Genomic DNA, 13,933 nt, shown 5'->3' with positions numbered 1-13,933 from the left:
TAATATTTATCCCTCGGAATAAAACGAAGAATTAAAATTCAATGGAATTTAAGTCATTTAATAAATAATCATAGCTTTAAATTATAGAGTGCGATTTTTGACGAATTTTTAAATTTGAAATCAAATCAATTTTTTCCGTATGATATTCTTAGCATAAGGATTTTAATACTTTATCAACAGTATAAATCGGCATTTGCCGATTTTTTTTAATCTTACAAAATGTAAGTTTATGGGAAAAATTGTAAGTTTAGATTAGGGATTTTTTATTTTATTTTTTGTAATATAGGCTTAGGAGGATCATATGAATATATTAGAAGTTAAAAATTTAAGAAAAGTTTATAATAGTGAGGATAAAAATACTCAGGTTGTTGCCTTAAAAGATATTAATTTTGAGGTCGAAGAAGGAGAATTTGTTGCCATAATGGGTGAGAGTGGGTCTGGAAAATCTACTCTTTTAAATTTGATAGCAAGTCTTGATACTCAAACGGCTGGAGATGTAATTTTATCTGGTGAAAATACAAAAAATAAGAGTGATAAGGAAAGGGCAAAATTTAGGAGGGAAAAATTGGGCTTTGTCTACCAAGATTTTTCGCTTTTATCTTCTTTAAACAACAGGGATAATATATTTTTGCCTTTGGTTTTGGCAAATGAAAAATATAAAATTATGGAGGAAAAATTGAATCCACTTGCAAGGGCATTGAAAATTTCTGATCTCTTGGATAAATTTCCCTACCAAATTTCTGGAGGACAAAAACAAAGGGTTGCCGTTGCAAGATCTCTCATTACAAATCCAAAAATATTACTTGCAGATGAACCGACAGGAGCCTTGGATTCAAATTCTTCCATGGAGCTTTTAAATATTTTTGAAAAAATAAACAAAAATGGACAAACAATTCTTATGGTTACCCATTCTACCATGGCTGCTGCAAGGGCCTCTAGGGTTTTATTTATAAAGGATGGGAAAATTTTCTATGACCTTTATAAGGGAGATAGGACAAATGATCAAATGTATGAAAAATTGGTCAAATCTCAAATGATGATTTTATCTGGAGGTGAGGGATTTGAACAAGCTTAATTTTAAAATGGCGACAAGGGGAATAAAAAATAATAAATTTTTGTATTTTCCTTATATTTTGGCATCAAGTTTTATGCTTTTCATTTTTAATCTTTTAATAGATTTAAAAAGTGAAAAATTTATTCTAGAATCTAGAGGAAGCGCTATAATAGAAAGTCTTTTGGGAGTGGGTTCATGGATTGTAGCTATTTTTTCCCTAATTTTTCTTGTCTACATGGCAAAGACCATCGTCAAAAATCGCTACAAGGAATTGGGACTTTTGTATGGACTTGGTATGGACAAAAAATCTTTAAGAAAAATTCTGATAATAGAAAATTTAATTCTAGGAATTTCTACTTTGATAATTGGAAGTTTTCTTGTTATTCTTTTGGGACCTCTTTTTATAAATTTAGTGGCAAAAATTTTGAAAATTCAAACGGAGATAAAACTTTCTGTAAATTTTTCTAAGTTAATTTTAGGACTTATTATTTTTGCTATAATCTTTATTCTAATAACTTTGATAAGTTTAAATTCGATTAGAAAAACAAATCCAATAGAGCTTTCAAAACTTTCCCAAAAAGGAGAAAGTGAACCAAAGGCGAATGTGATTTCTATGATTTTAGCCATAATTTTAATTGGCTATGGTTATTATACAGCCCTTTCAATTAATGGGGGAATTTTTCAAGCTCTTCCAAAATTTTTACCAGCAAGTATAGCAGTAATAATTGGAACTTATTTTTTCTTTAGGTCTCTTGTTATTTGGATTTTAAAACTTTTTAGAAAAAATAAAAAAATTTATTACAAGGGTACAAATATGACCTTTATAGGAGAGCTTATCAAAAGAAGCAAGGAATCTGCCATGGCTCTTTCATCAATTACCATTATCTCTTCCCTTTTTCTTTTGAGTTTTGTTGTGATGAGCGCCATGTTTGTTGGGAAAAATGATTTGTTAGATAGGATTGCCCCAAGTGATTTTTTGATCCAATACCAAGAAAATGATAAGGAAAGTGAAAAATATGGAAAAAATTTACTTGAAAAAAATATAGACAAAGAAAAAATAAAAAATCTTGGAGAATTTAGAAGAAAGGGTCTTGTAGTTAGTGAAAAATCACCTGGAAAATTTTCTATCCTAGAAGATGATGATTTAAGAAAAACAATAATGGATGATAAAACAAAAATTATATCCCTAACAGATATAAAATCTTTTAATATGGCAAATAAGACAAATATTTCTCTTAAAAAGGATGAGGCTATAGTTTTTGATTCCAAAGCAAAAAAATACGGAAAAATTTCTTTAGAAAATCAAAATTTGAAAGTAAAAGAAAATGTAAAAAATATTTCCTATGTCCTAATGGATCCTACAACAAGTCTTTTTCACAATATTCTTGTAGTTGTAGATGATATAGATGAATTTTCAAAAAAAATATCTGATGGCAAAAATATTAAGACTTTCCCTAGTGTGTCGGGAATATATTTTGACTTAAAAGATAAAAGTCAAAAAAATATTGACTACATGGACAAAAAATTAAATGAAAATATATCTGATAATATTTTAGTAAAAAATTCCATAGAAAATAGGATGGAATTTGATAAAATGCACACGGGAGCCTATATAGTAGTAACAATTCTTGCCCTAGTATTTTTAATTTCAACAATTGTAGTTATCTATTACAAACAAGCAGCAGAAGGCCTTGAAGATGGAAGAAATATAAAAATTCTACAAAAAGTTGGAATGAGCAAAAAAGAAATAAAAAAATCAGTAAAAAAACAAAACTATTTTACGTTTTTTGGACCTTTAATAATTTCAATAATCCATATTCTAATCGCATCAAAACTTGCCTTTGGCATGATTCAATTATTTGCCATGCTTGAGCTTAGAAAATTCATAGAAATAGAGGCGATTTGTATAATAATTTTCTCATTAATTTATATAATGATATTTAGAATAACCCTACCAATATATTTTGAAATGGGAAAATTAAATAAGGAGTAAAAATGAAAAAAATATTTAAAATTCTACTATATATAATAGTTTCAATTTCAGTATTAGGATTTTTGTTTATATTTTTGTGGACAAAAATTCCGGAATTTAAAGCCAAAAAAGAAATCTCAGATTTGGGAAAATATGCTCAAAAAATAGAAGATATAAAAATCGACGACCAAGTAGAAATCATTGGTCTTGGCGAGGCTACACATGGAAACAAAGAATTTCAAGAATTAAAATTAACCTTGTTAAAAAAATTAGTAAAAGATGAAAATGTTAGGGCCTTTGCTTTAGAATGTGATTTTTCAGAAGGAATGGAAATAGATTCTTATGTAAAATCAGGAAAATTTCAAAAAAATCCATCAAAAATTTTCTCCTTTCCAATTTACCATACAAATGAGATAAATGATTTAATAAATTGGATAAAAAAATACAACCAAAATCATGAACAAAAAATTTCCTTCTACGGTTTTGATATGCAAAATCCAGAAAAATCCGTAAAAATTGTAAAAGATTTTGTAAAAAAAGAAAATATAGATTTTGATATAAAAAGTCTGGATGTCTTAGAAAAAGATAATATTTCAATCAAAGATCCAAAGATGAAAGTCTTGGAAGAAAATTTAAAAAAATTAGATGAAAAACTTGATGAAAATACCAAAGAAAAAAGACTTATAGAAAACATTCTATCAAGTTTTCCATATTATAGAATGGTTGATGATTATGTAAAATCAGGTGAATATAGAGATAAAAAAATGGCAGAAAATGTTTCTTGGATAAAAGATTATGAAAAAAATTCAAAAATAATGATAGCAGGACACAATGGTCATATTGGAAAAAAAGAATCAATGTATAAAAATATGGGAGAAAATTTAGGTGAAAAATATAAAAAATCATATTTTACAATAGGAACAGATTTTTATAAAACAAAGGTAAATATAAAAACTATGCAAAAAAATCAAAGGACAATACAAAAACTTATATCAGCAGATCCTTTTGCATACGCGGCAAAAAATTATAACAATTCCTATTATTTAGATTTTTCAAAAGTAGAAGATGGAGATTGCAAAAATCTCCTAGATTCAAAAATAAAAATGGGATCATTAGGCGAAGGTTACACTTGGGTAATGAAATTTGTCCCATACTCATATAGAATAGAAAAGTCTCCAAAAGAAATTTTTGATTCAATGATTTTTGTATATGAAGCAAGTCCTATTGAAATTATAGAAAATTAATAAAAGCTCTTGGTTTAGCCAAGAGCTTTTTTCTTACATCCCAAAAATTTCTTTTCCAAGTTTTGTATTTTTTGGATCTTCGCCTTCAAATACTATTTTTTTAACATCGTTTTGGAATTTGATATCTTTATATAGGATGCCTCCTACATATTTTCCGTCTTTTTTGAATAATTTATAAACTTTTTCTTCGTCTTCTTTTTTAACTTCTTCTATTCCTTCACCTGAATTAAATCCTGCTGAAAATAGTTTTATATCTCCAAGAAGAAGAGATGAGAATGGCTTTGGTGTTTGATAAGTTTTATCATCACCTGTCATATTGCTTCCTGCAATTTGCCCCATTTCCATTGATGCTGTCCAAAGACCGATTGTAGCTTGTCCTAATTGCATACAGTCTCCTGCTGCATAGACATTTTCATCACTTGTTTTTAAAGTTTCATCTACAATTATTCCACGTTCTGTTTTAAGTCCTGAATTAATTGCAACATCAAGGTCATTTCTTACACCTGTTTGAACTAAAATAGTTCCAGCTTCAATTTCTTCTCCATCTTCAAGTTTTATTCCACAAACTTTTCCATCTTTTTCTAAAATTTCTGATGTGTTTTTACCAGTTGAAGTTTCGATTCCAGCATTATTTAATTCTTTTTCAAGTTTTAAAGATAGTTCATTATCAAGTTGTTTTCCTAAAATATAATCAAAAGTTTCAATTACAAGAACATCACATCCTGCATTTTTTATTGAAAAAGCAGCCTCAAGTCCAAGAAGACCACCACCAATTATAATAACTTTTTTATTTTCCTTGATATGATTTTTGAAAGAATTTAAATCATCAACAGTTCTAATTGCAAAAACTCCCTTTGAATCAATATTTCTTATTGGTGGAACAAAAGGGTGAGATCCAGTTGCAATAAGAGCTTTACCATATTCAATTTCTTCTCCATTTTTTAGGATTGCTTTTTTACCTTCAAGATCAAGTTTTTCTACTTCATTTTGAAGTTTTACCTCAATATTATTTTTTTCATACCAGTCTAATTTTTTAACCAAAATATCATCATTTGTAAAATCTTTACAGATTAATTCAGATAATTTTGTTCTCCAATAAGTATGATCAGCTGCTTTTGAAATAATTACAATTGAAGCATGATCATCTTTTTTTCTAATGCTTTCAGCAGCCTTAAGACCAGCTATTCCATTTCCTATAATTAAATAATCGTACATCTATATTCTCCTTTATAATTGTTAATTAATAAACTAATATATTCTATATTTATTAATTTACCCTTTATTGTAAAAATTATCTAAAATTTGGGTAAATTAATGAATAGAAAGAAAAATTTAAGGAGAAATTAATAAGTTATGATATATGATTTTGTAGTAAAAGATAATAAGGGAGAAGATGTAAAGCTTGAAAAATACAAAGGAAAAGTTTTATTAATTGTAAACACAGCAACAAAATGTGGATTTACACCACAATATGATGGATTAGAGAATCTTTATGAAAAATATTACGACAGAGGCTTTGAAATTTTAGACTTTCCTTGCAATCAATTCGCGAGTCAAGCTCCAGAAAATGACCAAGAAATTGATTCTTTCTGTTCATTAAATTTTGGAACAAAATTTGATAGGTTTCAAAAAATTGATGTGAATGGGGAAAATGAAGATCCTCTTTATACATTTTTGAAGAAAGAAGAAGGAGGAATACTCGGTGGAAAAATTAAATGGAATTTTACAAAATTTTTGATAGATAGGGATGGAAATATTGTAAAAAGATTTGCACCAACAACAAAGCCTGAAAAAATTGAAAAAGATATAGAGAGTTTATTGTGATGGATGATTATGTAAAATTAGCAAAAGAATCTATAAAATATTATTTAGAAAACAGAACCTACTTAAAAGATTTTGACCAAAAATTTAAAGGAAAATCCAATGGAATAAGAGTTGAAATTAAGATTGATGGGAGGTTAAAAGGAATATCAGGTTCAATCTACCCATCAAAAGAAAATATAGGCTTAGATATAATTTTTGAATCTGTAAATGCAGGATTTTTTGATTTGAAATTCAATCCCATAAATCGTAAAAATTTAGATAAACTTGAAATTAAAGTTTACGAATTTTATGATGTAGAAAAATTAAGATTTATTGAAGAATTTAATGATTTTGATGGTATAGTTTTATCATTTATGGATGAAAATTATTATTTTCTAAGGTCTAATTTTAATTCTGATATGGAAATGTTAAAAAAAGCCATAGAAATTTCCAACGTTGATAGTTGGGATAATTTTTCTATTGATAAATTTAGGCTAAAAATTCATAAATAAAAAATACTCTTTTTACTGCACTATCAGTAAGAAGAGTATTTTTTTAGAAAATTTTAAATAAAATTTGTTAAATATGAATATTTTGTGTAAAATAGGTAGAAGAAAAATTAAATATTTGCAAATCTGTTTCTAATTATTTTTGATTTTTAAAATAATATCAGAAAGATTATTGTATGTTAACTTTATCTAAATTGAAAAATTTAGAAAAAAATTTTGCCTAAAATTAGTACGTGTAAAATATTTTATGAGAAAGGGTGGAAAATGAAGAAAAAGAATATTATAAAAATTATATTCGCAATTTTATTATTGTTGGCAATGATACCTTTTAAGTTTACAAAAAGTCCAGAACCTTATTTATTTGGTTGGTTACCATTTCCATTATTTTACTGGTGGATATTGATGTTTTTAAACCTTATATTTGTTTTGTTTGTGGCTTATGATTTTGTAAAAAATGAAAAGGACGAGGAGAAATAGATGAGTAAAAATATTTATAGCTTACTAATTGTAGTTTTATATTTAGTATTAATGCTTGCAGTTACAATTTTTAATTCTAAAAAACAAAAAAATAAATCTGATGCTCAAGGATTTTTCTTGGCGAACAGGGGTGTGGGTGGACTTTTAATGGCTCTTACAATGATTGCTGGAATGCAAAGTACTTTTGCATTTTTAGGAGGTCCTGGAATGTATTATACTCATGGAATTTCTTATATTGTTATAGTACTAAGTCAAGTTTGGGTAGCCTTTATGGTTATTTTTTTAGGAAATAAAATTAGAAAACAAGCAAATAAATATGGATATATGTCCATAGGAGATTATTTTGAAGATAGATTTCAGTCAGGATATTTAAAAATAATAGCATCAATAATTTCTGTTTTGATGACTTTGATATTTTTATCCATGCAATATGTGGGAAATGCAACTGCCCTTTCTGTTGTAACTGGAGATTTATTAGATTACAAAGTTGCCCTTATTATTTCAGTAGTTTTTTCCTTATTCTATGTTTTAATTGGAGGAGCTGGAGGAGTTGTATTACTTGATGCCTTCCAAGCAATAATTTTGATGGTTGGAATTATTATTGCAGCTTTTATTGCTATCCATCCTTTTGGAGGAATAGTAAATTTATTTCAAACAACCAAAGATTCTTTCCCAGAACTTTTATCAAGACCAGGACCACAAAATACATATACTGATCCATATTGGTTTATGCAATTTATAGTTTTACCATTTGGAATTTGGTTATGTCCTTATATTTGGTCAAAATCATTGATGGCAAAAGATACAAATTCATTAACAAAATCAGCAATAAGTGTTCCAGTATCACAAATTTTAATTTTTGGATTTTCAGCACTTTTTATTGGTCTTGCAGGTCATAATCTTCTTCCAGTAATAGAAAGATCTGATCAAGTTTTACCAATAATGATGATGAAATATAGTAATTGGTGGGTATCAGCACTTGTAATGGCAGCAGCTATTTCTGCAGGAATGAGTACAATCAACGCCATGCTTTTATCATGTTCACAAATAGTTTCACAAGATTTAATATTTTTTCATAGAAAAGATAAAATATCTGACAATAAAAATTTAAAAATTTCTAGAATTATTATAGTAATAATTGCAATTGTTGGAGCATTAATTGCAATAAATCCACCAAAAGCCTTGGTACAAGTTGTTCAAGATGTTGCTTATACAGGACTTGCTCAATTAGCACCAGCCTTTATATTGGGACTTTATTGGAAAAATTCTACAAAAGAGGGTGCAGCTTTTGGAATAAGTGTAGGAATAATAGTATTATTTTTACTAAGAATATTACAAGTCTCACCTTTGAATATTCCAGGATTTTTATGGGCTTTCGTAATAAATATAATTTTAAACATAATAGTTTCAATAATATATAAAAATAAAATCAACAAAAAAAGAGTTGAAAAAAGATTTTTTTAAAATTTAAATCTATAAAAACTTATAATAATCAAGGAGGATTTTATGTGGTTAGTACTTGCAATTTTCTCTTCAATTTTTGCAGCTTTAACTTCGATTTTGGCAAAAGTTGGAATTGAAGGAGTAAATTCGAATCTTGCAACTGCAATTAGAACTTTTGTAGTTTTACTTATGAGCTGGGGCATGGTTTTTATTACTTCATCATTTTCTGGAATTTATAACATTAGCAAAAAATCTTGGACTTTTCTCATTTTATCAGGACTTGCGACAGGATTAAGTTGGCTTTGTTATTATGGAGCTTTAAAATATGGAAATGCCTCAAAGGTTGTACCAATAGATAAAATGAGTGTGGTTTTAACTTTAATACTTGCCTTTTTATTTTTGGGTGAAGAATTTTCTACAAAGTCTATTATCGGATGTATTTTAATTACAGTGGGAACTCTTTTTATTATTTTATAAATATACTTCTTATTAATTTATAAATATATATTTTTTTAGATAAAAATCAATTTGACTTTTTTCTTTAAAAATAGTAAATTAGTCAATAGATATAAGCAATTAAAAGAAGAGTAGTTTTAAAAAATAATTTACAGAGAGGCCTTTAGGTGAAAGTGGCTATGCGTTTTTTATTATGAAGATCATCTTTTAGCTTAATAGATGAAAAGAAATTAGTTTATTACGTAAAAAAGGCGTTAACTTTATACTCAATTTTTGGGTGGACCGTCCCTTCTGGGGGCGTTTTTTTATTATAATTTATTATTTAGAAAGAAAGGGAATTATGCCAAGTTTTAAATCATTAGATACAAAAAATACTAAACAAAGAGAACTTGATCTTTCCAAATATTGGCAAGAAATTGACCTATTGGATAAGACTTTTACAACAAGAGAAGATGCTGAAGAATATATAATTTTTGATGGACCTCCAACAGCAAATGGAAAACCTGGAATCCACCACGTTATTGCAAGAACTTTGAAGGATATGACTTCAAGATATAAAAATATGAAAGGCTTTAAGGTATTAAAAAAAGCTGGATGGGATACACACGGACTTCCTGTAGAAATTGAAGTTGAAAAAGAATTAGGATTTAGTGAAAAAGATCAAATTGAAGAATACGGAGTAGAAAAATTCAATCAAAAATGTAAGGACTCAGTTTTTAAATATTCAGACATGTGGAGAGATATGTCAGATAGGATGGCTTTTCTTTATGACATGGATAATCCTTATATAACTTTGGACAATGATTATATAGAAACTGAATGGTGGCTTTTAAACCAAGCTTTCAAAAAAGGATTAATTTATGAAGGGGCAAAAGTTATGCCATATTGCCCAAGATGTGGAACAGGTCTTGCAAGTCACGAAGTTGCTCAAGGCTATCAAATGGATAAGGCCATAACTTTAATTTGTAAATTTAAGAAAAAAGATGCTGAAAATGAATATTTTCTAGCTTGGACAACAACTCCATGGACTCTTCCATCAAACGTTGCTCTTACAGTTCATCCAGAACTTGATTATGTAAAGGTAAATGATAAAACTGATGGCTGTTATTATTATTTGGCAAAATCTTTGCTTGAAAAAGTTATGGCAGATCATGAATATGAAGTTGTTGAAGAGATGAAGGGAAAAGATCTTGAATATGTAGAATATGAACAGCTACTTCCATATGTAAAACCAGATGGCAAGGCATTTTTCTTAACTTGTGCTGATTATGTTTCAGCAGAAGATGGAACAGGAATTGTTCACACAGCTCCAGCCTTTGGTGAGGACGACTACCAACTTGGAAGAAAATATAATTTACCATTTGTTCAACCAGTTGACCTTGAAGGATGTTTTACAGAAACTCCTTGGAATGGCAAATTTATTTTTGATACAAACGAAGAAATTTTCTTGCATTTAAGAGATGAAGGAAAAGTTTATAAAAAACAAACAATAGAACACAATTATCCTCACTGTTGGAGATGTAAAACTCCGCTTGTTTATTATGCAAAACCATCTTGGTATATAGAAATGAGTAAACTTTCTGAAAAAATGGTTGAAAATAATAACGGAGTTAATTGGTATCCACAAACAATCGGAGATAAAAGATTTGGAAATTGGCTTGAAAATGTAAAAGATTGGGCAATTTCAAGATCAAGATATTGGGGAACTCCACTAAATCTTTGGAGATGTGACGATTGTGGTCACGTTGAATCAATTGGTTCAAGAAAAGAATTGGCCGAAAAAGCAAGAGAAGATATAAGTGAAGATATAGAACTTCACAGACCATATGTTGATGATGTAACAATAACTTGTCCGGATTGTGGAAAAGTAATGCACAGGGTTCCAGATGTAATTGACGTTTGGTTTGACTCAGGAGCAATGCCATTTTCACAAGTTCATTATCCATTTGCAAAGGGAGAAGATTTTGAAAATTATTTCCCAGCAGACTTCATTTGCGAAGGAATCGATCAAACAAGAGGATGGTTCTATTCATTAATGGCTATTTCAACAATTATTACAGGAAAAGCACCATACAAAAATGTATTAGTAAATGACTTAGTTGTTGATAAAAATGGACAAAAAATGTCAAAATCAAAAGGAAATACCCTAAATCCATTTGAATTATTCGATAAATATGGGGCAGATGCAGTAAGATTTTATTCACTTTTTGTTTCACCTTGCTGGGTGCCAACAAAATTTGACGAAAAAGGTCTAATCGAAGTTAAAAATAATTTCTTTAGGACAATCGAAAATGTTTATAATTTCTTTGTTCTTTATGCAAACACAGATAATATTGGACTTGATGAGATCAAAAATTTTGAAAATGTAGAACTTGAAGAAATCGACAAGTGGCTATATTCAAGATTAAATTCACTATTAAAAACTTATTACGAACAAATGGAATCTTTTGATTACAACAAGGTTGTTCACTTAGTAAATGATTTTGTAGTAGAAGATTTATCAAATTGGTATATAAGAAGAAATAGAAAAAGATTTTGGAGAGAGGATTTAACAGAATCTAAAAAAGCAGTTTATAAAACATGTTTTGATGTACTGGTAACTTTATCAAAAATGACAGCTCCAATAGCTCCATTTATATCAGAAGAAATCTACAGAAATTTAACAAATGGACTTTCAGTTCACGTTGAAAAACTCGATGAAGTTAATGAAGATTTAATTGACCAAAAATTAGAAGAGAAAATGGATCTTGTAAGAAAAATGGTAACACTTGGTCGTGCATCAAGGGAAAAAGAATCAATCAAGGTTCGCCAACCTCTAGAAAAAATAATTGTAGATGGATCATATAAAGAAAAAATTAGCGATTTAACAGGACTAATCAAAGAAGAATTAAATATTAAAGAAGTTGAATTTGCAGATGATCTTACTGACTTTATGGATTATTATTTAAAGCCAAACTTTAGAAAAGTTGGACAAATATTTGCTAAAAACGTAGGAGCCTTTGGTAAATTCTTAGCTGGAGTTGATGCAAAAGAATTTGTAGAAAAGGTTGAAAATTCCCCACAAGAAATAGAAATTAATGGAGAAAAATACACAGTTGAAAAAGATTATCTTGACGTAAGAATCCAAGCAAAAGAAGGATTTGATGTTGAGATGGACGGTAATGTCTTTGTAGTATTAGACACAGAAATCACAGAAGACCTTAAAAAAGAAGGATATGCAAGAGAATTTGTATCAAAAATCCAAAACCTTAGAAAAGATAATGGATACGAAGTTACAGATAGGATTAATATATTCTATAGTGCAGATGATAATTTACAAAAAGCTCTTGAAGAATACAAAGAAGAAATCAAAAAAGAAACATTGGCAGATACAATGGAAGTAAAAGACCTTGATACAGAAGAATTCGAATTAAATGATAAAACTGTAAAAATCGAACTTGAAAGAAAATAAAAACAAAGGGAAGTAAGGAAACTTGCTTCCTTTTTTTATGGATTGGAGAAATAATGAAAATTAGATTAATGAATATGGTAAAAATTTACGATGAAAAAAATAATAAGGTATTAGTCTTAGATAAAAAGAAAAAATATGGCTGGGAAGGTCTCACCTTTCCTGGAGGAAAAGTTGAAGAAAATGAATCTTTTGAAAATTCAGTAATAAGAGAGGCAAAAGAAGAAACAAACTTAGATATAAAAAATCCTGAACTTGTTGGAATAATAACATGGACCTTCACAAATGATGAGGGCGAATTTCAAAAAGATGTAGGACTTTTGTATCAAACAAAGAATTTTTCTGGCAAATTAATTGAAGATAATAGGGAAGGAAAATTATTTTGGAAAGATTATGAGGAATTTAAAAAAATGAATAATATGAGCGAGTCAATGCCAGAAATTTTAAAAATTTATGATGGAAAATACAGGGAAATTTATTGGGATGTGGATAAGGATAGGAAAAAATTTCATTAATTTTTAATATAGGAACAAAATATCTAAAAAAACCAGAATAAATAAAAACTCTTACTAATATGTTAAAGTTAAATAATAAAATTGACTGAAAATCTTAGAAAGATTCAATAGATGATAAAATTCGTTTACAGCTAAAGGACAGATCTATACCAAATAATTAAGTCTAGTAATAAATTTGATTTGACAAATATGCTAAGAGATTATTTTTAATTTGTAAATTTCATGTGTACAAACAAACTGACCTCAAAAATTATAAAAATTAACTTTATGAGGTCAGTTTTTTTATGAAAAATATAGGAAAATTTATTTATTTTCGTATTTTAAAAATCTCTTAGAAAAATATAAAAATATTATTATCTCTCCTATTGCAAAAATTCCCAATAAGGCTAGATCATGTGGACTTATAAATCTAAAGTTACTAGATTCTATTGCCAAAAAGCTAAGTCCTATTATTTTTAAAGATTTATAGGCAGTTGCAAAGCCAAACATTGTAAAAATTATAGATAGAAGAACTATTATTCCAAAAGACTTTATCTTTATAGATAAAGCTCCAAAAATCCCGATTATAGGAAGTGCTAAAAATATACTAAGGATTGTATAGTAAAAATAAATATTAAAGTTTACGCTTGGGAAATTTCCTATAAATTTTCCACCAAGATAAAAAAGTGCCAAAAAATATAATTGACAAAGGCTTATTATTATAAAAGCTAAAATTATTTTTCCTATTACAAATGATATATTTTTCTTTGGGCTTAATCTTATAAATTTTAGTCCTGCCTTGTGTTCTGTTGACCACAAACTTGCTATTATTATTGCAATTAAAGGTATATAGAAAAAGGAAAAGTAAAATAAACTTACTTGAGTCCAAAGGCTTTGCCAATTGTGAGTTAAACTTTCCCTATTTCCCAGGTAATTTATAAGTCCAAAGGCATTTGCGAGTAGAGGAATTAAAAGACTTACCAGCAAAATATTTATAAATTTTATTTTTTTAAATTCTAATTTTAACATTTTT

At 28.0% G+C, this 13,933-nt stretch carries 12 protein-coding genes; 10 read left to right on the top strand and 2 right to left on the bottom strand.

Annotation, left to right across the window (positions count from 1 at the left end):
- Positions 1-301 precede the first annotated feature (301 nt).
- The 3 genes from ASHG_RS05670 to ASHG_RS05660 are packed head-to-tail and all read left to right on the top strand — an operon-like array spanning position 302 to position 4,270.
- Complete coding sequence (locus tag ASHG_RS05670; protein ID WP_040398097.1) at positions 302-1,075, top strand: ABC transporter ATP-binding protein; 774 nt, start codon at positions 302-304, stop codon at positions 1,073-1,075.
- Positions 1,062-3,047 (top strand): ABC transporter permease, encoded by a 1,986-nt coding sequence (locus ASHG_RS05665; RefSeq protein ID WP_040398096.1) that lies wholly within the window; start codon positions 1,062-1,064, stop codon positions 3,045-3,047. The genes ASHG_RS05670 and ASHG_RS05665 overlap by 14 nt, the downstream gene beginning before the upstream one ends.
- A 2-nt stretch (positions 3,048-3,049) precedes the next feature.
- Entirely contained in the window at positions 3,050-4,270 is a 1,221-nt protein-coding gene (locus ASHG_RS05660) for an erythromycin esterase family protein (RefSeq protein WP_040398095.1), read from the top strand.
- 33 nt (positions 4,271-4,303) lie between these two features.
- Here ASHG_RS05660 and ASHG_RS05655 read toward each other — a convergent pair whose 3' ends face one another.
- Positions 4,304-5,485, bottom strand: a complete 1,182-nt coding sequence (locus tag ASHG_RS05655; protein WP_040398094.1) for an NAD(P)/FAD-dependent oxidoreductase — start codon at positions 5,483-5,485, stop codon at positions 4,304-4,306.
- A gap of 138 nt (positions 5,486-5,623) precedes the next feature.
- Here ASHG_RS05655 and ASHG_RS05650 point away from each other — a divergent pair, with 138 nt between their 5' ends.
- The 7 genes from ASHG_RS05650 to ASHG_RS05620 all read left to right on the top strand — a co-directional run bounded on the left by ASHG_RS05650 (position 5,624) and on the right by ASHG_RS05620 (position 12,921).
- On the top strand, positions 5,624-6,094 hold the full coding sequence (locus ASHG_RS05650; RefSeq protein WP_040398093.1) for a glutathione peroxidase: 471 nt from the start codon (positions 5,624-5,626) through the stop codon (positions 6,092-6,094).
- A complete protein-coding gene (locus tag ASHG_RS05645) occupies positions 6,094-6,585 on the top strand; it encodes an AMMECR1 domain-containing protein (protein ID WP_040398091.1) in 492 nt (163 codons plus the stop codon). The genes ASHG_RS05650 and ASHG_RS05645 overlap by 1 nt, the downstream gene beginning before the upstream one ends.
- A 261-nt stretch (positions 6,586-6,846) precedes the next feature.
- Positions 6,847-7,059, top strand: a complete 213-nt coding sequence (locus ASHG_RS05640) for a hypothetical protein (protein ID WP_040398090.1) — start codon at positions 6,847-6,849, stop codon at positions 7,057-7,059.
- A complete protein-coding gene (locus tag ASHG_RS05635; RefSeq protein WP_040398088.1) occupies positions 7,060-8,523 on the top strand; it encodes a sodium:solute symporter family protein in 1,464 nt (487 codons plus the stop codon). It begins immediately after the preceding gene.
- Between the two features lie 42 nt (positions 8,524-8,565).
- On the top strand, positions 8,566-8,979 hold the full coding sequence (locus ASHG_RS05630; RefSeq protein ID WP_040398087.1) for an EamA family transporter: 414 nt from the start codon (positions 8,566-8,568) through the stop codon (positions 8,977-8,979).
- A 319-nt stretch (positions 8,980-9,298) separates the two neighbouring features.
- The gene (gene ileS, locus ASHG_RS05625) at positions 9,299-12,409 is read left to right on the top strand and encodes an isoleucine--tRNA ligase (RefSeq protein WP_040398086.1); all 3,111 of its coding nucleotides are present in this window, start codon (positions 9,299-9,301) and stop codon (positions 12,407-12,409) included.
- A gap of 53 nt (positions 12,410-12,462) precedes the next feature.
- Entirely contained in the window at positions 12,463-12,921 is a 459-nt protein-coding gene (locus ASHG_RS05620; protein ID WP_040398085.1) for an NUDIX domain-containing protein, read from the top strand.
- 303 nt (positions 12,922-13,224) lie between these two features.
- Here the strand turns inward: ASHG_RS05620 and ASHG_RS05615 are convergent, their stop codons facing one another.
- Entirely contained in the window at positions 13,225-13,929 is a 705-nt protein-coding gene (locus tag ASHG_RS05615; protein WP_040398084.1) for an ABC transporter permease, read from the bottom strand.
- Between the last annotated feature and the right edge of the window lie 4 nt (positions 13,930-13,933).

Origin of the sequence: Anaerococcus senegalensis JC48 (assembly GCF_000321005.1) — a bacterium.
GTDB classification, from domain to species: domain Bacteria; phylum Bacillota; class Clostridia; order Tissierellales; family Peptoniphilaceae; genus Anaerococcus; species Anaerococcus senegalensis.
The sequence above is the reverse complement of the archived record's forward strand: the minus strand, read 5'-3'. Positions and strand labels throughout refer to the sequence as shown.

What these genes read in the sequence shown, in the direction of transcription:
- ASHG_RS05670 (WP_040398097.1), top strand. Translation starts at nt 302, where the DNA reads ATGAATATATTAGAAGTTAAAAATTTAAGAAAAGTTTATAATAGTGAG.
- ASHG_RS05660 (WP_040398095.1), top strand. Translation starts at nt 3,050, where the DNA reads ATGAAAAAAATATTTAAAATTCTACTATATATAATAGTTTCAATTTCA.
- ASHG_RS05655 (WP_040398094.1), bottom strand. Translation starts at nt 5,485, where the DNA reads ATGTACGATTATTTAATTATAGGAAATGGAATAGCTGGTCTTAAGGCT.
- ASHG_RS05650 (WP_040398093.1), top strand. Translation starts at nt 5,624, where the DNA reads ATGATATATGATTTTGTAGTAAAAGATAATAAGGGAGAAGATGTAAAG.
- ASHG_RS05645 (WP_040398091.1), top strand. Translation starts at nt 6,094, where the DNA reads ATGGATGATTATGTAAAATTAGCAAAAGAATCTATAAAATATTATTTA.
- ASHG_RS05640 (WP_040398090.1), top strand. Translation starts at nt 6,847, where the DNA reads ATGAAGAAAAAGAATATTATAAAAATTATATTCGCAATTTTATTATTG.
- ASHG_RS05635 (WP_040398088.1), top strand. Translation starts at nt 7,060, where the DNA reads ATGAGTAAAAATATTTATAGCTTACTAATTGTAGTTTTATATTTAGTA.
- ASHG_RS05630 (WP_040398087.1), top strand. Translation starts at nt 8,566, where the DNA reads ATGTGGTTAGTACTTGCAATTTTCTCTTCAATTTTTGCAGCTTTAACT.
- ileS (WP_040398086.1), top strand. Translation starts at nt 9,299, where the DNA reads ATGCCAAGTTTTAAATCATTAGATACAAAAAATACTAAACAAAGAGAA.
- ASHG_RS05620 (WP_040398085.1), top strand. Translation starts at nt 12,463, where the DNA reads ATGAAAATTAGATTAATGAATATGGTAAAAATTTACGATGAAAAAAAT.
- ASHG_RS05615 (WP_040398084.1), bottom strand. Translation starts at nt 13,929, where the DNA reads ATGTTAAAATTAGAATTTAAAAAAATAAAATTTATAAATATTTTGCTG.